This is a genomic window from Collinsella sp. AF29-7AC (assembly GCF_003475665.1).
In the GTDB taxonomy this organism is placed as follows: domain Bacteria; phylum Actinomycetota; class Coriobacteriia; order Coriobacteriales; family Coriobacteriaceae; genus Collinsella.
The window spans coordinates 50,771-68,987 of record NZ_QRQX01000012.1; the positions used below are offsets into that span (position 1 = coordinate 50,771).

22 protein-coding genes and 4 tRNA genes are annotated in these 18,217 nt (G+C 59.8%); 22 read left to right on the plus strand and 4 right to left on the minus strand.

Annotated elements, in window-relative coordinates:
* Positions 1 to 9 precede the first annotated feature (9 nt).
* The 18 genes from DWZ15_RS06810 (at position 10) to proC (ending at position 13,696) form a co-directional block, all read left to right on the plus strand.
* Positions 10 to 243: a hypothetical protein gene (locus DWZ15_RS06810; RefSeq protein WP_117628991.1), complete on the plus strand. Its 234-nt coding sequence runs from the start codon at positions 10 to 12 to the stop codon at positions 241 to 243.
* Positions 207 to 770, plus strand: a complete 564-nt coding sequence (locus DWZ15_RS06815) for a hypothetical protein (protein WP_147352321.1) — start codon at positions 207 to 209, stop codon at positions 768 to 770. The genes DWZ15_RS06810 and DWZ15_RS06815 overlap by 37 nt, the downstream gene beginning before the upstream one ends.
* Position 771: 1 nt before the next feature.
* The gene (locus tag DWZ15_RS10425; protein WP_006235089.1) at positions 772 to 990 is read left to right on the plus strand and encodes a hypothetical protein; all 219 of its coding nucleotides are present in this window, start codon (positions 772 to 774) and stop codon (positions 988 to 990) included.
* A complete protein-coding gene (locus DWZ15_RS06820; RefSeq protein WP_089572690.1) occupies positions 926 to 1,462 on the plus strand; it encodes a TadE/TadG family type IV pilus assembly protein in 537 nt (178 codons plus the stop codon). The genes DWZ15_RS10425 and DWZ15_RS06820 overlap by 65 nt, the downstream gene beginning before the upstream one ends.
* Positions 1,463 to 1,526: 64 nt before the next feature.
* On the plus strand, positions 1,527 to 3,587 hold the full coding sequence (locus DWZ15_RS06825; RefSeq protein ID WP_118450101.1) for a hypothetical protein: 2,061 nt from the start codon (positions 1,527 to 1,529) through the stop codon (positions 3,585 to 3,587).
* Positions 3,587 to 4,063, plus strand: coding sequence for a hypothetical protein (locus DWZ15_RS06830; protein ID WP_117736228.1), 477 nt, complete (start codon positions 3,587 to 3,589; stop codon positions 4,061 to 4,063). Before DWZ15_RS06825 ends, DWZ15_RS06830 begins: the two co-directional genes overlap by 1 nt.
* 72 nt (positions 4,064 to 4,135) lie before the next feature.
* Positions 4,136 to 4,420 carry a DUF192 domain-containing protein gene (locus DWZ15_RS06835; RefSeq protein WP_233544653.1) on the plus strand — a complete coding sequence of 95 codons (285 nt, stop codon included), beginning with the start codon at positions 4,136 to 4,138 and terminating at the stop codon, positions 4,418 to 4,420.
* Between the two features lie 324 nt (positions 4,421 to 4,744).
* Entirely contained in the window at positions 4,745 to 5,029 is a 285-nt protein-coding gene (locus DWZ15_RS06845; RefSeq protein ID WP_118450127.1) for a ribbon-helix-helix domain-containing protein, read from the plus strand.
* Positions 5,030 to 5,152: 123 nt separating this feature from the next.
* Positions 5,153 to 5,225: transfer RNA gene (locus DWZ15_RS06850), tRNA-Phe, on the plus strand.
* A 296-nt stretch (positions 5,226 to 5,521) separates the two neighbouring features.
* Positions 5,522 to 6,583 (plus strand): glycoside hydrolase family 5 protein, encoded by a 1,062-nt coding sequence (locus DWZ15_RS06855; RefSeq protein WP_055309641.1) that lies wholly within the window; start codon positions 5,522 to 5,524, stop codon positions 6,581 to 6,583.
* Positions 6,584 to 6,589: 6 nt separating this feature from the next.
* Positions 6,590 to 7,468, plus strand: coding sequence for a 16S rRNA (cytidine(1402)-2'-O)-methyltransferase (rsmI, locus tag DWZ15_RS06860; protein WP_055250527.1), 879 nt, complete (start codon positions 6,590 to 6,592; stop codon positions 7,466 to 7,468).
* Positions 7,469 to 7,537: 69 nt separating this feature from the next.
* Positions 7,538 to 9,139, plus strand: coding sequence for a methionine--tRNA ligase (gene metG / locus DWZ15_RS06865; RefSeq protein WP_117563697.1), 1,602 nt, complete (start codon positions 7,538 to 7,540; stop codon positions 9,137 to 9,139).
* Positions 9,140 to 9,249: 110 nt separating this feature from the next.
* Positions 9,250 to 10,110 carry a 16S rRNA (adenine(1518)-N(6)/adenine(1519)-N(6))-dimethyltransferase RsmA gene (gene rsmA, locus DWZ15_RS06870; protein WP_117876698.1) on the plus strand — a complete coding sequence of 287 codons (861 nt, stop codon included), beginning with the start codon at positions 9,250 to 9,252 and terminating at the stop codon, positions 10,108 to 10,110.
* Complete coding sequence (locus DWZ15_RS06875; protein ID WP_118450103.1) at positions 10,100 to 11,017, plus strand: TatD family hydrolase; 918 nt, start codon at positions 10,100 to 10,102, stop codon at positions 11,015 to 11,017. The genes rsmA and DWZ15_RS06875 overlap by 11 nt, the downstream gene beginning before the upstream one ends.
* A 43-nt stretch (positions 11,018 to 11,060) precedes the next feature.
* Positions 11,061 to 11,147, plus strand: a tRNA-Leu gene (locus DWZ15_RS06880).
* Between the two features lie 288 nt (positions 11,148 to 11,435).
* Positions 11,436 to 12,374 (plus strand): SPFH domain-containing protein, encoded by a 939-nt coding sequence (locus DWZ15_RS06885; RefSeq protein ID WP_117757556.1) that lies wholly within the window; start codon positions 11,436 to 11,438, stop codon positions 12,372 to 12,374.
* Between the two features lie 6 nt (positions 12,375 to 12,380).
* A complete protein-coding gene (rlmH, locus tag DWZ15_RS06890) occupies positions 12,381 to 12,851 on the plus strand; it encodes a 23S rRNA (pseudouridine(1915)-N(3))-methyltransferase RlmH (RefSeq protein WP_035136824.1) in 471 nt (156 codons plus the stop codon).
* A 74-nt stretch (positions 12,852 to 12,925) separates the two neighbouring features.
* Positions 12,926 to 13,696 (plus strand): pyrroline-5-carboxylate reductase, encoded by a 771-nt coding sequence (proC, locus tag DWZ15_RS06895; RefSeq protein WP_117655499.1) that lies wholly within the window; start codon positions 12,926 to 12,928, stop codon positions 13,694 to 13,696.
* 156 nt (positions 13,697 to 13,852) lie between these two features.
* Here proC and DWZ15_RS10555 read toward each other — a convergent pair whose 3' ends face one another.
* Entirely contained in the window at positions 13,853 to 14,026 is a 174-nt protein-coding gene (locus DWZ15_RS10555) for a DUF6724 family protein (RefSeq protein ID WP_168170424.1), read from the minus strand.
* A 111-nt stretch (positions 14,027 to 14,137) separates the two neighbouring features.
* On the opposite strand from DWZ15_RS10555, the gene serS reads away from it, so the two are divergent.
* The 3 genes from serS to DWZ15_RS06910 all read left to right on the plus strand — a co-directional run bounded on the left by serS (position 14,138) and on the right by DWZ15_RS06910 (position 16,126).
* Positions 14,138 to 15,421: a serine--tRNA ligase gene (gene serS / locus DWZ15_RS06900; protein WP_055285929.1), complete on the plus strand. Its 1,284-nt coding sequence runs from the start codon at positions 14,138 to 14,140 to the stop codon at positions 15,419 to 15,421.
* Between the two features lie 173 nt (positions 15,422 to 15,594).
* On the plus strand, positions 15,595 to 15,972 hold the full coding sequence (locus DWZ15_RS06905) for a hypothetical protein (RefSeq protein ID WP_118450105.1): 378 nt from the start codon (positions 15,595 to 15,597) through the stop codon (positions 15,970 to 15,972).
* Positions 15,973 to 16,049: 77 nt separating this feature from the next.
* Positions 16,050 to 16,126 (plus strand) — tRNA-Arg (locus DWZ15_RS06910).
* 254 nt (positions 16,127 to 16,380) lie between these two features.
* On the opposite strand, the gene DWZ15_RS06915 is transcribed toward DWZ15_RS06910, so the two are convergent.
* The gene (locus DWZ15_RS06915; protein WP_233502706.1) at positions 16,381 to 17,286 is read right to left on the minus strand and encodes an IS3 family transposase; all 906 of its coding nucleotides are present in this window, start codon (positions 17,284 to 17,286) and stop codon (positions 16,381 to 16,383) included.
* Complete coding sequence (locus DWZ15_RS06920; RefSeq protein WP_118450107.1) at positions 17,229 to 17,744, minus strand: helix-turn-helix domain-containing protein; 516 nt, start codon at positions 17,742 to 17,744, stop codon at positions 17,229 to 17,231. Before DWZ15_RS06920 ends, DWZ15_RS06915 begins: the two co-directional genes overlap by 58 nt.
* A 190-nt stretch (positions 17,745 to 17,934) precedes the next feature.
* Here DWZ15_RS06920 and DWZ15_RS06925 point away from each other — a divergent pair.
* Positions 17,935 to 18,011 (plus strand) — tRNA-Arg (locus DWZ15_RS06925).
* On the opposite strand, the gene DWZ15_RS10700 is transcribed toward DWZ15_RS06925, so the two are convergent.
* Positions 17,997 to 18,217: hypothetical protein (locus tag DWZ15_RS10700; RefSeq protein WP_233544654.1), on the minus strand; the 221-nt coding region annotated here is incomplete at its 5' end. The two genes, DWZ15_RS06925 and DWZ15_RS10700, sit on opposite strands and share 15 nt — an antisense overlap.

An 18,217-nucleotide genomic window follows, 5' to 3' on the forward strand; every position in this document is an offset into this window, starting at 1 on the left:
GAGGAATACATGAACACGATGACTGACACTGCTGGCAAGGTGCAGGGCTGGGCGTTTTGCCGGGCGGCACATGTTCGTCAGCGCGCCAAGGAACTATTGCAGGAGGAGAGTGCGCAGGGTACCACCGAGTATGCCATCTTGGTCGGCGTGCTCGTGGTGATCGCGATTATCGCCATCGTCGCATTTAAGGGCAAGGTCCAAGATCTATGGAACGCTATCAGCGAGGGCATCAACAGCCTGTAGAGGGCGAGCGCCCCGTCGGGGTGCTGCTGGTGTTTGCTTGCCTGACCGTGGCGATAGCGGCGGTGCTTTGGGGGCTTAACGCCGCGCGGCAGCAGCGTCCTGGGACCGCCTCCGATTTGGGCTCAGATTCGGCGGTGGCGTCTCAAAAAGATGAGATGCGAGATGCGGACGATTCGGATGTCGCTGTCACGGCGCAAACCTTTCTGCGGACGCTCGACAAGCGGTCTGGCACTGCGACGGATTCGCCTGGGGGCAACGCGATTGTGGTCCGGCTTGCATGGTCCGAGGACCGACCGATGACCGAAGCGGCGGCGGATATGCTGCGTTCCTATCGCGAGGTACCCACGGCGCAACTTGCTCTGAGCGGCTATCTCGACATCAAGGGCAACGTGTGGGGCGCTATCGTGCGCGACGGACGCGGCTGGGTCGATATGGTGACGGTTGCCGCGGATACTGGCGATGCTTCGTGTCGTCTGCGCGCCGTGCGCCTGGTCCCGCAAACAATAAACTCAAAGGAGGGATCGTGAAATGCATGGCGTTCTGCGTGAAGAGGTTGCCCAAGCGACTGTGGAATACGCCATCGTCACGGTGGCGCTGTTATCGATCGTGCTGGCGATTGCGGGACTTTGGCGTGCTGGCACCGATGGGCGCTTGGCGGCGCTGGTCGAGCGGGCGGCATCCCATGGCGTTGCCTCGATGTCGGTTATCGACGCCGCTGCGGGCGCTAAGGACATCGCGTTGTATTGATATCGCGTGCGAGGACCGGGCGCAGTCTACGGTCGAGGCCGCTTTTTTGCTGCCGACGTTTCTGACGCTCATCCTTCTCGCACTGCAACCGGTGTGCCTGCTCTATACGCGCGCGGTCATGGAGTCTGCCGCCGCCGAGACCGCGCGGCTCATGACCACGACGACGGCGGAGGACGACGATCTTAAGGAGTTCACCCGCCGCCGGCTTGCCGCAGTGCCCAACGTTTCGATCTTTCATGCCGGCGGGCCGCTGTCGTGGGATATCGAGCTTGGCCGGGCCGGTGCGGGTGGCGTCTCGTCCGTGTCCGTTTCCGGCGAGGTCAAGCCGTTGCCCGTGATCGGTGCGTTTGCGCAGGCTATGGGTGGTGCCGCCGAGGGCGGCTACGTTGAGCTCAAGGTCGATGTCTCGTATCAATCGCGTCCCGAATGGCTGGAGGGAGATTATGATTCGTGGATTGCTACATGGGATTAAGCGTTTCTGGTCTAGACGCGTTTTGACGCGCCGTCCGAGCTGCCATTGCAAGCGAGGCGGCTTTATGGGTCGAGCCGGTGTCGATCTGTTTATCGAAGACGGCGCCTATACCACGCTTTCTTCTGCCGTGGTCATCCTAGTGGTGCTCACATTGTTGTTTTCGTCGACCGCGGCGATATGGAGCATGTCGCGTGCCGGGGACACCCAGGTGGCGGCCGATAGCGGCGCGCTGGCGGGTGCCAACGTAGTGTCGTCCTATCACACGGCTGCCACGGTGGTTGATGCGAGTATCTTGAGTCTGGGGCTGGCGGGGTTTGCCACGATCGGGACGGGCTTGGTCGCCATCCTCATCCCGGGTGCCGAGCCGGTTGCCGGCAATATGGTCGACACCGGGATCGAGATCATTAAAACGCGCAACAAGTTTGCCAAAAGCGCATCGGAAGGCTTACAGAAAATCGAGACGGCTCTGCCGTATCTGATCGCCGCGCGTGCCACGCAGGCGGTGTCGGCGCAGGATACCGATAGTGTGACCTATACCGGTACGGCGCTTGCCGTGCCCAGGACATCCGAGTCGGACTTTGCTGCGCTCAAAGGGTCAGAGATCTCGACCGATACCATTAAAGACACATCAGATGATTTAGAGCGTGCGGCCGAGGAGCTGCGGAAGGCCTCGGAGGAGACGGCGAAGGCAAAGGAGCGCGCTTGGCTGGCGGATTGTGGTGGGTCTGACAAGGGCTCGGTCGGCAGCTGTTCTTGTATGTGGGAGCGCGCAAAAAGCCTAACGGATCTTTCCGGTGTTCAAAATCCGCATTACTCATCGAGCGTTACGTGGGAGCCTCAAGTTGCCCTTGATCGCGCGAAGGACTACTACCATTGGCGTCTGACAAATGAGAAGCCCCAGGGCTCGAGTGTCGAGATGAAGGCAGAGTCTGCGGCGCGTAAGGCGTTTTATACCTATGCGAACGCGGAGGTCGATCGGGCATATATAACCGAGAACGGAGACAGGGTTTCCTCCTATATTCCGCTGCTGCCGCGCAACTCTGATGAGGTTCGGGCGACGGAACTCTATACCGATGCGGTGTGGCCGACGAGCGTGAACGATGACAAGGCGTATCTGCATTACGGGACGACCTGCCCTAACTATAAGAAAGGGACGCCGAGCGGATTTGCCTCGGTTGCCGATTACGATGGACAGGATAAATGCAGCAAATGCCATTTTGGCGTTTTGTCGCTTGGTGCTGTTGCGGCGCCTTCAACCTCTATCGAAAACGGCTTCGAGTATCACTTTGACAAGTTTAAAGACGCCCTGGAGGACTACGTCGACTGTCGCAACAAGGAGCTCGAGCTCGAGCGTCAGACCGAGGACGAAGCCGACCGTGCGGGCAATGCGTTCGATACCGCCATCAAAGAACTTTCCGGTGAGCGTCCGCGTATCGCCCCACCTGGCCGCAACGGCGTAGTCGCCTTTGCAGTTTCGGGTGATATTACCAGCCCCGATCAACTTAACTCTTCGTTTAACACGGCGGTTGAGCTTGGCAGTCGCGGTGCCATCTCTGCCGCGGTGCTGGCGCCCGATGAGGCGACGGCGCAAAACAACGTGCTTTCGCGATTTTTCTCGACATTGAAGGAACGCTCGGGTGGCGTTGCCGGCGTACTCGATGGCGTCATGGATGTTTGGGGACGGCTGCTTGTGGGATACGGAGACATCCAAGGTTCGGCCGACGAACTTATGGACGAGATGATTAAGGGCCTAGGAGGGGGCAACGGTGCGTTGGACTCCATTGCATCGTGGCTCGGCGATACCGTTTCGGCGTCCGTGGCGGCGCTGGGTTTGGAACCGTGCGACTTGCGCCTGCGAAAGCCGGTGCTGACCGATTCCGCCAACGTCATTAAGAGTCCGGGGTCTGACATTGCCGGTCTCTCTCAAGCGCAAGACAAGCTGCGAAGTATTCCGTTGGGCGTGACCGATCCCAAGGCGCTTTGCGAGGCGTTGGAATATCAAGTCGAACGCACCATCAGCGGTACGGTGTTCACGCTTGCGGAGATTCCTCTGCCCGGCGGCGGCTCCATCCCGCTCACCGTCGATGTCGCCACGCTGGTTGGCGCTCTGGGCGGTGGGTCGTAATGAGTATCCGCATGCGTCTGCGCGAGGAGCACGCTCAAGCGACGGTGGAGATGGCAGTGGTTACGCCCGTTTTGCTGGTGCTGGCACTCATCGTGTACAACGTCATGATCTTTGCCAGTGCTGTCGCGCGCTTCGACCGCGTGGTGCCCGACATCGTGTTGGCGCACGCCGTGGCGTCGGAGGGGGAGGGCGACGAAAGCTCTGTCGATGCCTCGGCGACGGTCCAGACTCAAATTCTGAATGCCATGGAAGGCTATGACTTGCAGATCGAAGTGTCGAGCGAGCAAGGCGCGGAGGCATCGGATGGTGGTCTGCTCTCCCTATCCGGTACGTTTAGGACCTACACCTGCACCATGCACTATGAGCCGTGGCCGACTTCTCTCAGCATCGCTGGCGTTCCGCTGGGGGCGCCGACAACGTTGTCGCACGAGCGCGCGGTGACGGTCGATCCATGGCGTCCGGGGGTGGTCATGTGACCGCGGTCTCGTCCTACATCGCCTACGCGCGGGCACTCAACAGGCTGGGTTGGACGCCGGCCGAGTTTTGCGGTGGCGGAGTCGTTTGTCGTGCGCCTGCGCGGCATGCTGGGACGGCGTCCGGTTGCCGCCAACGGCTTGCCGCTCGTCATGGCGTTTCCACGCTGCTCTTCGGTCCATACGTGTTTTATGGCCTATCCCATCGACATCGCCTTCATCGATCGCGACGGCAATATCCTCGCGCGCTACGAAAACGTATGTCCCTGGCGTATGTGCTCCTGCCCCGGCGCCTGGGCCGCACTAGAGCGCTCTTCAATCATTGTTTCGACCCCTGCTCTCCAACGCGTGCCGGCTTAAGAATTGGCGACAGCGGACTTTCGTCATACGAAATTGGGTAAGATGGAGGAGAAGATGCATGGATGTTGAGATCCATCCCAACGCTAAAAAGCACCTGACAGAAAAGCAGGTGCTAAGCGCTTGGCTTGCGGTTACTGAGTGCATTCGTCGCGAGTCGAAGGACGAGCCGCCGAGATGGCTTGCGATTGGATGGCTCCCAGACGGACGAAGCGTGGAGCTTGTCGCGGTCGAGCTTGTCCGTGGGTGGCTTATCATTCATGCCTTGTCTCCAGTCCAGAAGAAATTTTGGCAGGAGATTGAACGGGCTCGGCAAAGGGGTCGATGATGGGCAAGACGTATACGGCCGCTAATGGTCAGGTTGTAACGGATGAAACGATTGGCGCGTGGTGCGAGTCGTACGAGCGCGGAGAGTTTCCGGATGGCGAACACACCGTTGGTGGGATCGTGCATGGACGGCCCCCACTCTCAGGTGAGGGGACGGCAACGCTGTCGGTCAAGATTCCTCTGGGAATGAAGGAGGCCATTCGTCGACGGGCGGCTGCCGAGGGGATGACGCCAAGTGAGTTTGCCCGTGCGGCTCTGAGCGAAAAACTTCTTGCTGCCGGCTGATGCCTCTGACGTGCCGATTTATAGAACCGAGGCTGTGCTCAAAAACTTTTTTGAAATTCTCGGTTGACCGGAACGCGTCCTTGGTTATACTAATCAAGCCTTGAAACAAGGCACACCTCAAATGGCTGGGTAGCTCAGTTGGTAGAGCAGAGGACTGAAAATCCTCGTGTCAGGGGTTCGATTCCCTTCCCCGCCACCTTGAATTGACTAGGACCTCTGCAAAGGGGTCCTTTTCTTTTATGTAGGGTTCTGCGGAAAATGCGCCCCATTATTGAGCGATAGACCGGGACATGCTTTCCGGTGCCTGCCTCCGGCGCGCGTACACACCTCGTCGCACCATTCCGAGCCCGCCCGCCCCAGACATTCCTCCCACTTTCGCGTCACTTTACAGACCGTTCGGTCGCCTGTCCGCACACGCGGGTATACTCAAAACGATACTTATCCTATGCAATACGATGCGGGTTCGACCTGCATGATCCGAAGGGGGCAGTGATGGAGAGGATACTCGGCGTTAATCTCTCTGGCTGGTTTATTCCCGAGCCTTGGGTGACCCCGTCGCTGTACGCGGCGACCGGTGCATCCAACGCGGCCGAGCTACAGGAGGCCATGGGTACCGCCGCCTATAACGAGCGCATGCGCCGCCATTACGAGACGTTTGTGAGCGAGGACGATTTTCGTCGCATGGCGCAGATCGGTCTCAATGCCGTGCGTCTGCCGGTGCCTTGGTATGCCTTTGGCTCACAGGAGTCCGATGCCTCCTACATATCGGTTGTCGATTACATCGACCGCGCGATTGAGTGGGCTGCCAAGTACGACATCCGCGTGCTGCTCGATCTGGCAACTGTGCCCGGTGGCCAGGGCGATTCCAACGATTCGCCCACCACGCCGGAGGCTGTTGCCGAGTGGCATTCGTCCACTAACGGCCGCCATGTCGCACTCGACGTGCTCGAGCGCTTGGCCGATCGCTATGGCGAGGCCGAGAGCCTGCTGGGCATTGAGCTGCTGGACACGCCGCAGATGAGCGTTCGCAAGAGCCTCTTCACCATGACGGATGGCATTCCCGCTCACTACCTGCGCAATTTCTATCGCGATGCCTACGAGCTCGTCCGTTCGTATATGCCCGAGGATAAGATCGTCGTCTTCTCGTCGTCGGGGCATCCCAGCGAGTGGAAGCATTTTATGCGCGGCGCCAAGTACAAGAACGTCTACATGGACCTTCACCTGTACCATTACCGCGACGAGTATGCGCTCGACATCACGAGCCCTCGCGGGCTGACGACGGCGATTTCGCGTAACAAGCGCGAGCTTAAAGAAGCGATTTCGACTGGGTTCCCCGTGCTGGTGGGCGAATGGTCGGGCGCGGCGATCTTTGCCAACTCGTCGGTTACGCCCGAGGGCCGCAATGCCTACGAGCGCGTGTTTATCGCCAACCAGCTGGCTTCGTTTGCGCCGGCTGCCGGTTGGTTCTTCCAAACGTGGAAGACCGAGAAGCGCATTGCAGCATGGGACGCCCGCGCGGCGCTCGGTACGCTCGAGCGCGGCATGATTGAATAGGTTGATATGACGCAAAACAGCGCCCATACGGGCAAACTCTATGTGGTCGGCACGCCCATCGGCAACCTGGGTGACCTGTCCCCGCGCGTTGGCGAGGCCTTTGCCGCTGCCGATGTCATCTGCTGCGAAGACACGCGTGTGACGTCAAAGCTGCTGATGCACCTGGGCATTTCCAAGCCGCTTGTCCGTTGCGACGAGAATGTGATCGCTAGCCGCGCTGCCGGCCTGGTCGACCGTCTGCTGGCGGGGGAGACCCTCGCCTTTGCCTCGGACGCCGGCATGCCGAGCGTGTCCGATCCCGGCCAGGCGCTGGTCGAGGCGGCGCGTGAGGCCGATTTGCCCGTCGAAGTTATTCCCGGGCCCTCTGCTTGCGTCACGGCGCTTGTTTCGTCCGGCATTCCCTGCGAGCATTTTTTCTTCGAGGGCTTTTTGGGCCGAAAGCACGGCGACCGTGTGCGCCGTTTGCAGCGCCTTGCCGTGGTGCCCGGCGCACTCATCTTCTACGAGTCTCCACATCGCATCGTGGCGACGCTCGAGGCCGTGGCGGAGGTCTTTCCCCAGCGTGAGGTTGCCGTCTGCCGCGAACTCACCAAGCTGCACGAGGAGGTCTTGCGCGGGCCCGCTGACCAGCTTGCCGAGGAGCTGCGTGCTCGCGGCGAGGTAAAGGGCGAGATTGCGCTGGTCATCGCGCCGCCGAGCGAGGATGAGGAGGCCGGCATCGCGCCGGTCGGCGCTGCGGTAGCGGATCCCGACGAGGCCCTGCGCGAGGATATCCGCGCCGCGCTCGAGGAGGGGGAGCCCGCGTCTGCGGTGGCCAAGCGCCTGTCTCAGAAGTATTCGCGCCGCAAGCGCGATGTCTATGCCATGGTGCTCGATATGCAATAGATGGAGGATATCCAGCCCTTGCGCTAGAATCATCCTCTGTATGCAACGTTTTTCTGGAGGACAAACCCCATGGATCAAAGCAAGCCTTCGTTCTTTATCACGACGCCCATCTACTACGTCAACGCCGATCCGCACCTGGGCACGGCTTATTCCACCATCATCGCCGACGTTCAGGCTCGCTATCGCCGTTCCGCCGGCTATAACGTCAAGTTCCTGACCGGCATGGACGAGCACGGCGAGAAGGTCGCCGAGGCCGCAGCCAAGCATGGCATGACGCCGCAGGAGTGGACCGATAGCCAGGCCCCGCACTTCAAGGAGCTTTGGAGCAAGCTCGAGATTTCCAACGACGACTTCATCCGCACCACCGAGCCGCGCCAGCATCATGCCGTGCAGTATCTGTGGGAGCGCATGAAGGAGTCCGGTTACCTGTATAAGGGCAGCTACGACGGTTGGTATTGCGTGCCTGACGAGACCTACTTCACTGATACGCAGGTCCAGAAGGGCGACGAGGAGTACGGCAGCGTCGGCCAGCATCTATGCCCCGACTGCCACCGTCCGCTTGAGCGCGTGCAGGAGGAGTCCTACTTCTTTAAGCTTTCCGCCTTCCAGGACAAGCTTCTCAAGCTCTATGACGAGCACCCCGACTTTGTCGAGCCTGCGTTCCGCATGAACGAGGTACGTAGCTTTGTCGAGGGCGGCCTTAACGACCTTTCCGTGAGCCGCACGAGCTTTGACTGGGGCATTCAGGTCCCGTTTGACGAGGGTCACGTGACCTACGTGTGGTTCGATGCGCTGCTCAACTATATGACGGCCGTCGGCTACGGTGTCGACACCGACGAGGCGCGTGCCGAGCTGGCCTATCGCTGGCCCGCGCAGTTCCACATCGTGGGTAAGGACATCATCCGCTTCCACTGCGTCATTTGGCCCGCCATGCTCATGGCCATCGGCGAGGCCCTGCCCGAGCACGTCTTTGCCCACGGCTTCCTGACCGTGCGCAATGCCGAGACAGGCAAGGCCGAGAAGATGTCCAAGAGCCGCGGTAACGCCATCGCTCCGCAGGACGTTATCGACATGCTGGGCGTTGAGGGCTATCGCTATTACTTTATGACCGACGTGGTCCCCGGCACCGACGGCGCCATCAGCTTCGATCGCATGGAGCAGGTCTACAACGCCGATCTGGCCAACAGCTGGGGCAACCTCATTTCGCGCTCGCTCAACATGAGCGCAAAGTACTTTGACGGCTGCGCCCCGGCTAAACCGGCGTCTGCCGACGCGTTCGATAACCCGCTGGCAAAGATTGCCGACGGTTTGGTCGAGCGCTACATGGCCAAGATGGACATGCTCGATTACGGCGGAGCCAAGGATGAGGTCATGGAGCTCATCCATGCCGCCAACCACTACATCGAGGACTCCGAGCCCTGGGCGCTTGCCAAGGACGAGGCCAAGGCTGACGAGCTGGCATTTGTGATTTACAACCTGCTCGAGGCCATCCGCATCGCCGCCCACCTGCTGATGCCGCTCATGCCCCAGACTTCTGTCGAGGCTCTGCGCCGCCTGTCCTGTGAGGGCGAGGCCGCGAGCGACGACCTCAAGGGCATTTGCGCTTGGGGCCTGCTTGCTGGTGGTCAGCCCGTCGAGAAGGGCGATCCGCTGTTCCCGCGTCTGGCGTAGAGACCGCGCGAGCGCCATATCGGCAATTTGCTGTTTAGCTGTAAGGGCATGGCCGCCACGGTCCATGCCCTTTTGTTTCAAGACGCCGCCATCATGCTAAGGAGGCAACCATGACAACTTCGCCTTTGGCAAACCCCACGGCCACCAGGGAGCTGCTGGAGGAGTTTGGCCTTGCGACCAAGCATCGCCTGGGCCAGAACTTTCTAATCGACAATCATGTGATCGAGCGTATCTGCGAGCTTGCCGAGCTTGCAGGTGACGAGCGCGTACTCGAGGTGGGTCCGGGTTGTGGAACGTTGACACTTGCGTTACTGCAGGAAGCGGCGTGCGTTACGTCCATTGAGGCCGATCCCGAGCTTGAGCCGGTGCTCGATGCCCACGCCGCCGACTATGCCAACTTCCGCTTTATCATGGGCGATGCGCTCAAGGTGACGCCGGAGCAGATTGAGCAGGCCGCCGGTGGTGAACCCACGGTGTTTGTCGCGAATCTGCCCTATAACGTGGCGGCGACGATCATTCTTCAGTTCTTCCAGACGATGCCCGCGCTTAAGCGCGCTGTCGTCATGGTGCAAAAGGAGGTTGCCGATCGCATTGCCGCAGTGCCGGGCAACAAGACCTATGGCGGCTATACGGCAAAGCTCGGCCTGTATGCGCAGGTGACGGGTCGCTTTGAGGTGCCGCCGCGTTGCTTTATGCCGGCGCCGCACGTGGACTCGGCCGTCGTGCGTATCGACCGTGTTGACGGTGTGGTGCCCGAAGAACTCGATCGCGAATTTGTGGCCCGCGTGATTGACGCTGCATTTGCTCAGCGTCGCAAGACCATCCGCAATTCCATGAGCGCCAACGGTTTTGCCAAGGACGTGCTCGACGCCGCCTTTGAGGCTTGCGGTATCGCACCCACCACGCGCGCCGAGACGCTTGATGTTGCCGACTTTGTCCGTCTGGCCCAGGAGCTAATCCATGATGCCTAATGCCGAACGCGTGACGTTTACCAAGAAAAAGAAGACGGTTGCTTGTCCCGTGCCCTTGGCACCGCTTGCTGACACGCATGCGCATCTGCTTTCGTTTTGGGGCAAAGAAGTGCCCGAGACACTCGTGCGCGCCAAAGCCGCGGGCATCGACCTGTTGGTGACGGTCTTCGATCCCATTGCCGATAAGCGCAGCGTGACGGACTATAGCGACTGGCTGACGCGCGAGATTCTGCCGATGCAGGATATCCCGCAGATCAAGTATCTTGCCGGCGTGCATCCGTATGGCGCGCCGGACTATACCGACGACGTTCACGCACAGGTCGTTGCCGCACTCGATGACCCTTTGTGCGCCGGTATCGGCGAGATCGGTCTGGACTACCACATGGATTACGACGACGACATCGCGCCGGCGCCCCACAGTGTGCAGATTGATTGCATGGCGCGTCAGCTCGAAGTTGCCGTGCGCCGCAATGTGCCGGTGGAGCTGCACCTGCGGCACGAGGACTCGGATGGGGAGCGCACCTCGCATATGGATGCGTACAACGTGCTGCGCGAGGTGGGTGTGCCTCAGGCCGGTTGCGTGCTGCACTGCTTTGGCGAGGACCGCGTCACGATGGAGCGCTTTGTGGAGCTGGGCTGCTATATCGCCTATGGTGGTGCGGCCACCTTTAAGCGCAACGACGACGTGCGCGAGGCATTTGCGGCGACCCCGCTCGACCGCATTTTGTTCGAGACGGATTGCCCGTATATGGCGCCGGAGCCCATTCGCGGTCTTGAATGCGAGCCAGCAATGATCTCCATTACGGCAAACGCGCTGGTTAACGACCGTGTCGATCGCACTGGTGAGGACGCCGAAACAATCGCGCATGCCGCTTGGGAAAATGCCTGCAAACTTTTTCAAAAATAGTTCTTGCGTTCGCGGTGGCGCTCCGTTATTCTAATTCCTGCACGCGGGCGTGGCGGAATTGGCAGACGCGTACGGTTCAGGTCCGTATGGGGGCAACCCCATGAAGGTTCAAGTCCTTTCGCCCGCACCATTGATTGAAAGAGCTCCCAGCAATGGGAGCTTTTTTGTTATGGGCCCGTCGCAGGGACTTGAACCTGTGAAGGAGCGAGCGTAAAGAAAACGCGGAGCGTTTTTAGCGAGCTGGCGAGGACGCCGGCAGGCGGCCGATGCCGGTGCGGATCCGCGAAGCGGATACGCGGACGTCCTTTCGCCAGCACCATGGATTGAAAGAGCTCCCAGCAATGGGAGCTTTTTTGTTATGCACGATCTCCTTGGACGGGTATCCTAATGCCAACGTGTGCCTATCAGAGGAGAGACCATGCTGTTTTCCGGTATCATCGCCGCCCTTACCAGCCTTTTGATTCCCATCATCATCCTGTTGTTGCTGCTCCCCAACGCCTGCTACGTCGTTGAGCAGCAGCACGCTGTGATCATCGAGCGCTTGGGTAAGTTCAATCGTATCGTCAACGCGGGCTTCCACGTGAAGGTGCCCGTGATTGACCGCAAGGCCGCCACGGTGAGTCTGCGCACCATGAAAAATGGTTTTGGCATCGACGTTAAGACCCAGGACAACGTGACCATTGGCCTTGAGGTCTCCGCTCAGTACCACGTGAGCTATGACATGGGCGCCGGCCCGGCAGATTCGGGCATCTACAAGAGCTACTATATGCTGCAGGAGCCCGTCGACCAGATGCGCGACTTCATCACCGACGCCCTGCGCTCTTCGATTCCTGTCTACACACTCGATGAGGTCTTTGCCAAGAAGGATGACATCGCCAAGGATGTCAACGCTACCGTTTCCGAGCAGATGGCCGCCTACGGCTTCACCCTCGTGTCGACGCTCATCACCAAAATCGCACTGCCGACCGAGGTTGAGAACTCCATGAACGACATCAACGCCGCCCAGCGCAAGCGCGCTGCGGCACAGGAGCTCGCCGAGGCAGACCGCATCAAGCGCGTCACCGAGGCGACCGCCGAGGCTGAGGCGATGGAAAAGGCAGGCGAAGGCATCGCCAACCAGCGCAAAGCTATCGCGTTGGGCATCAAGGATTCGCTCGAGATTATCCAGGAGACAGGCGTTGGCAACGATGAGGCCAACCAGCTGTTCATGTTTACGCAGTGGACCGAGATGATGACGGAGTTCGCACGTACGGGCAAAAACTCGACGGTCGTGTTGCCGAGCGACTTCTCGCAGTCGGCCTCTATGTTCGAGCAGATGCTGGCTGCCGGCAAAGTTCAAAACGATTCGAAGGAGTAGGCGCGCGTGAAATACACCGTCGTTTGTGTTGGTAAGCTCAAGGAGCGCTTTTGGAAGGACGCGTGCGCTGAGTACACCAAGCGTCTGGGTGCCTATGCCAAGGTGGATATCCGCGAGGTGGCCGATATCGACCCGGCTAAGGCGGGCGGTGTGGATGCTGCGCGTGACAAGGAGGGGGCGGCGATTCTTGCTGCCTTGCCGTCTCGAGCGCATGTGATCTTGCTGGCCATTGAGGGCAAGGAGCGTTCGAGTGAGGAGCTCTCGGCGAGGCTCGACGATCTTATGCTGCGAGGCAGCAGCGACATTGCCTTTGTAATCGGCGGTTCGGACGGCGTGAGTGATGAGGTGCGCGCCCGCGCCGACGAGATGCTCAGCTTTGGGCGCATTACCTTGCCGCACAACCTGGCGCGCGTGGTGCTGCTGGAGCAGATCTACCGCGCCTGCAAGATTAGCCGTGGCGAGCCGTATCACAAGTAGGTCGGCAATACGAAACAATAGCGTGGGACAATGACTTTCGTTTTTGAGGAACGCATCTGAGAGGACTGTGTGATATGAAGATCGGATTTGTCGGTTTTGGCAATATGGCGAGTGCTATGGCCGATGGCTGGATTGCCGCCGGCGTGGCCGCGGGCGACATGTGCGCCTGCGCAGGCCGCTACGATGCTTTGGTCGAGCGTTGCGAGGTGCGCGGCATGGTCGCCTGCCACGATGCCGCCGAGGTTGTCGCCGCATCCGATATCGTGGTCGCTGCGGTCAAACCGTACATGATCGAGAAGGTATTCGCCCCGCTCAAGGATGCTCTTGCCAAAAAGGTCGTTCTGTCGGTTGCCTGGACCTGGGACAGTGCCAAGTGGGAGCAGGTCCTGCCGGGCGTCGCGCATATCTCGACGGTGCCCAACACGCCGGTTTCGGTGGGCGAGGGCGTCATCGCCTGCGAGAAGGCTTCGACGCTTAACGACGAGCAGCGTGCTGTGGTGCTCGACCTGCTCGGTAAGCTTGGCGCTGTCGTCGAGCTCGACACAAGCCTGCTGTTTGTGGGCGGCACGGTGGGTGGTTGCGCTCCGGCGTTTGTCGCCATGGCAATCGAGGCCCTGGGCGATGCGGCGGTCAAGCACGGTATCCCGCGTGCGGATGCTTATCGCATTGTGAGCCAGATGGTGCTGGGTACGGCAAAGCTGCAGCTTGCAACTGGCCAGCATCCTGCGGCGATGAAGGATGCCGTATGCTCGCCCGGCGGTGCCACCATCAAGGGCGTCGTTGCACTCGAGGACGCCGGCATGCGCAGCGCCCTGGTCAAGGCAATCGACGCAACCCTCCAGTAAAACCGACCAAAAAAGGACAGTTTATTTTGGCAGGTTTTTCCTGCGGTTTTGTCCTTTTAGCGAAAAGTGCCCCGCAACTGGCTCAATTCCAGTTGCGGGGCACTTGCGTTTGCCCAGATAAAACCGACCAAAATAAACCTGTCCCTTTTTGGCAGGTTAGTCCCAGAAGCTGTCTTCTTCGTCCTCGGACTTGGGGCCGCGGTCGACATACATCTTATGGGTGCGCTTCTCCATTACAAAGGCAATAATCGCAAACAGCAGGATGCCGCCGGCGAAAAGGATGGCAAAACCGGTGCGGGTGCCAAACAAAAAGGAAAAAACTGCGTCCATTGGGTGCCTTCTTGCGTAGTTGAGTTGGGCCGTAAACGCTCATAAGTATATACTTGCCCATACATGTACAAGGTTGCAACCTAAATGGAATGTATATCGCCGGAGGATCTAATGCTTGATATCAAGTTTGTTCGCGAGAACCCCGATGCCATCGATGTCGCCATGGCTAACCGCCAGACGTCTTGGGATCGCGAGAAGTTCTTTGAGCTCGACGACGAGCGTCGTGCCGTCATCACCGAGGTTGAGGAACTTCAAGCCACGCGCAATGCCGAGTCCAAGAAGATCGGCGCCCTGATGAAGGAGGGCAAGAAGGACGAGGCCGAGGCCGCCAAGGAGGCCGTGCGCGCCGTCAACGAGAAGATTGACGGTCTGGCCGAGCGCCGCACCGCCCTCGAGCAGGAGCAGTACGACTTCATGGCTCACCTGCCCAACATTCCCTGCGAGGCCACGCCGTACGGCAAGGACGAGGACGAGAACATCGAGCGCCGTCGTTGGGGCACCCCGCGCGAGTTCGACTTCGACTTTAAGCCGCACTGGGATCTGGGCACCGACCTCGACATCCTTGACTTCGAGCGCGGCAACAAGCTCTCCGGCAGCCGCTTCACCGTTCTCGGTGGCGCCGGCGCCCGTCTTGAGCGCGCCCTCATCAACTTCTTCCTCGATACGCACACCAGCCGTGGTTTTAAGGAGTGGTGGCCGCCCATCGTCGTCAAGCGTCAGACCATGTTCGGCACGGGCCAGCTGCCCAAGTTCGAGGACGACGCCTATCACGTCTCGGGCGACAACTTCCTGATCCCCACCGCCGAGGTCGTGCTCACCAACCTGCACGCCGGTGAGGTCCTCGACGCCGACACCCTGCCGCGCCGCTACACCGCCTTCACCCCCTGCTTCCGCGAGGAGGCCGGTTCCGCCGGTCGCGATACCCGTGGCATCATCCGTCAGCACGAGTTCGACAAGGTCGAGATGGTCAAGTTCGCTAAGCCGGAGGAGTCCGACGAGGAGCTCGAGAGCATGACCGCCGAGGCCGAGTACCTGCTGCAGCAGCTGGGCCTTCCGTATCGCGTGATTAGCCTGTGCACCGGCGACTTGGGCTTCTCTGCCCGTCAGACCTACGACATCGAGGTCTGGCTGCCGAGCTACAACGCCTACAAGGAGATCAGCTCCTGCTCCAACTGCGGTGACTTCCAGGCTCGCCGCGCCAACATCAAGTATCGCGACCCCGAGAACTTCAAGGGTTCGCGCTATCTGCACACCCTCAACGGTTCCGGCCTGCCGGCTGGCCGTACCATGGCTGCCATTCTGGAGAACTACCAGAACGCCGACGGCACCATCACGATCCCCGAGGTCCTGCGTCCCTACATGGGCGGCCTCGAGAAGATCGAGCCGGTCGCGTAACTTGGCTGCATAGGCGATATGCAAGGGCGCTCCTTCGGGGGCGCCCTATTTCGTGCGCAGGTCCATACCATGCCGTGCGGACAGCTCAATAGAAAACACACGAACAACTGTTCTGTATACAGCAATCTACCTGCTATGCTTTTGCTAAATAAGAGCGAGAGAAAGGGGACGCGATGGAGCTGTTTGATGATCGGGTGGTTTTGTTTGAGAGCGACGAGGGCGGGGAGTACCTGCTTGTAACGTGTGAGCCGTCTGGCATGGGTGGCCTGGTGGTTCGACAGACGAGCGGGGGTCCGTTGACCCAATGGTGCTTTGAGGAGTCGCCTCATGTGGTTGAGACGTTTGTGGCGCACGAGGGGCTTGTGGCCCTGGAGCATTTCTATGGGGTCCGGATATCTAACCAGGTTGCTCGCATGTTGAGTATCTCGTTTGCCGATTATGATTGTGCCCAGCGGGTGAGATCGCTCCTGAGGGAACTTGATGCTAAGTTTGACGTGATCGAAAAGCCAATCGATCGTACGGGGAACGACGGTATATGCGGAGCAGCATGACAAGACTGCGTTCCACAAAAAAGTTTGAAATTGTGCTTGACTCCAATAAGCTAAAGTGGTTTTATATGTCTTGCGCTGCGGCGTTACCTCAGCTGGATAGAGGGTCTGACTACGAATCAGAACGTCATAGGTTCGAATCCTATACGCCGCACCAATTGAAATTGAAAGCCTCCGGCAACGGGGGCTTTTCTTTTAGGCGGACGATGCATGGATTCGAACCTCGGTCGAGGCGCGGGCGTAAAGAAAACGCGGAGCGTTTTTAGCCCGCGGGCGAGCGCGCCGGCAGGCGGGCGAAGCCGGTGCGGATCCGCGCAGCGGATGCGCGGAATCCTATACGCCGCACCAATTGAAATTGAAAGCCTCCGGCAATGAACTGCGCCCCAATTCTTGGACGGGCTAATAAGCGGCCTACGCCGCACATAGGGACTGATTCCGGAATTCCTCCGGGGTCAGTCCCTTCAGTTTAACCTGCCTCCTTCTCGTGTTCCAATGGATGATGTATTCGTCCAGGTCCCTCTTGAAGTCTTCGAAGCAAGGCCATTTTCTTCCGCGAAAGAACTCGTCCTTCATATGGCCGAACACCTGCTCCGTCGCGCCGTTGTCGATGCAGTTGCCCTTCCGGGACATGCTCTGCACCACGCCGGCCTCCTCCAACCGCTTGCACCACCCGGCCTGCTGGTACTGCCAGCCCATGTCCGAGTGCAGGACCGGCCTGGAGCCCTCGGGCATCTTGGACACGAGCTGGTCGAGCAGCTCGTGCTGCTGGGCCATGTTGGGATGCAGCGACGTGGACCAGGCGACGATCTCCTTGCTGCCGAAATCGTAGACCGGCGCGAAGTAGGCCTTGCCCCAGGGCTGCTTGAACTCGGTGACGTCGGTGCCCATCTTCTCCCACGGCCCGTCGGCGGCGAAGTCCCTGCCGATGACGTTCTCGAAGGTCTTTCCGACCTTGCCCCTGTACGAGTTGTACCTGTGGTAGTCGGTCTCGCGGCGGATCCCGCAGCTGATGCCCATCTCGCGCATCATCTTCAGCGTCGTCTTGTCGGCTATGCGCACGCCCCGCTCGGCGCGCAGGCACATGGCGATCTGCCTGTGGCCGCACCCGTTGGCGGTGCGCGAGAATATCTCGGCGGCGGCCTCCCAGAGCTCCGGCCTGGTGGGAGCCTTCGGGTGCGACAGCGCGTAGTAGTAGCTCGACCTCGCCAGGCCGGCGCACTCGAGCAGGTCGGCGAGGGGGTATTGCCCTGAAAGCCCGCTCACGACCGCGGCCTTCTCGCCGTTCGAGAGCGTTTCTCCGCCTTCAGGGCGATCGATTTTTTTAGGTAGGCGTTCTCCGCCTCGAGCTTCTTGATCCTGCGCTCGAGCTCTTGCTCGCGCGTCGTCTCCCCGGACGGGGAGCCGGACCCCCTCGGCCTCCCCCTGGGCTTTGGCCTGAGCGCCTCCGGGCCCTCCTCCCTGTAGGCCTTCAGCCATTTCTTGAAAGGGCTTGGCGAGGCTATCCCGAACTTCTCCATGGCCTCGGGCTTCGTCATGCCCTCGTCGACGACCGCCCTGACGGCGGCCAGCTTCGTCTCGAACGAATAGGCGGTGTGTTTCTTTCCCATCATGGCCAGAACCTCGATACCAGCAGACCTGTAGGTGCACAGCCATTCTCTCACGGTTTCCTCCGGCATCCCGAGAAGGGCCGCGATCGCCGCGCGGCCGTGCCCCTCGTCGTGCAGCTCTGTCGCTCGCAGTCTCATCCCGACGTCGTACAAAGCGTTTCCAGCCATAAAAAAGCCTCCCATTTCTTGTGTCCAAGAAATGGGAGGCAGTTCACAACGGGGGCTTTTCTTTTATGGCAGCACCGCATGGATTCGAACCTCGGTCGAGGCACGAACAACTTAATTATCACTCCGTAAAATTTTTTTCTAATTGTCGCTTGACCCATCGGGGGCTCGCGTGCATAATAATCCGTGCGTTGCGGCGTTACCTCAGCTGGATAGAGGGTCTGACTACGAATCAGAACGTCATAGGTTCGAATCCTATACGCCGCACCAATTGACTTTAAAGCTCCCGGCGACGGGGGCTTTTCTTATATCGCGATGCGTCGAAGATCGCGCCAAGCCCTCCAAATGATTAAAAATCAAATTCGATAACTTTTTTTGAAAAAATGCTTGACCATTATTCAGTCTCTGTGCATAATAATCAACAAGTCGCGGCGTTACCTCAGCTGGATAGAGGGTCTGACTACGAATCAGAACGT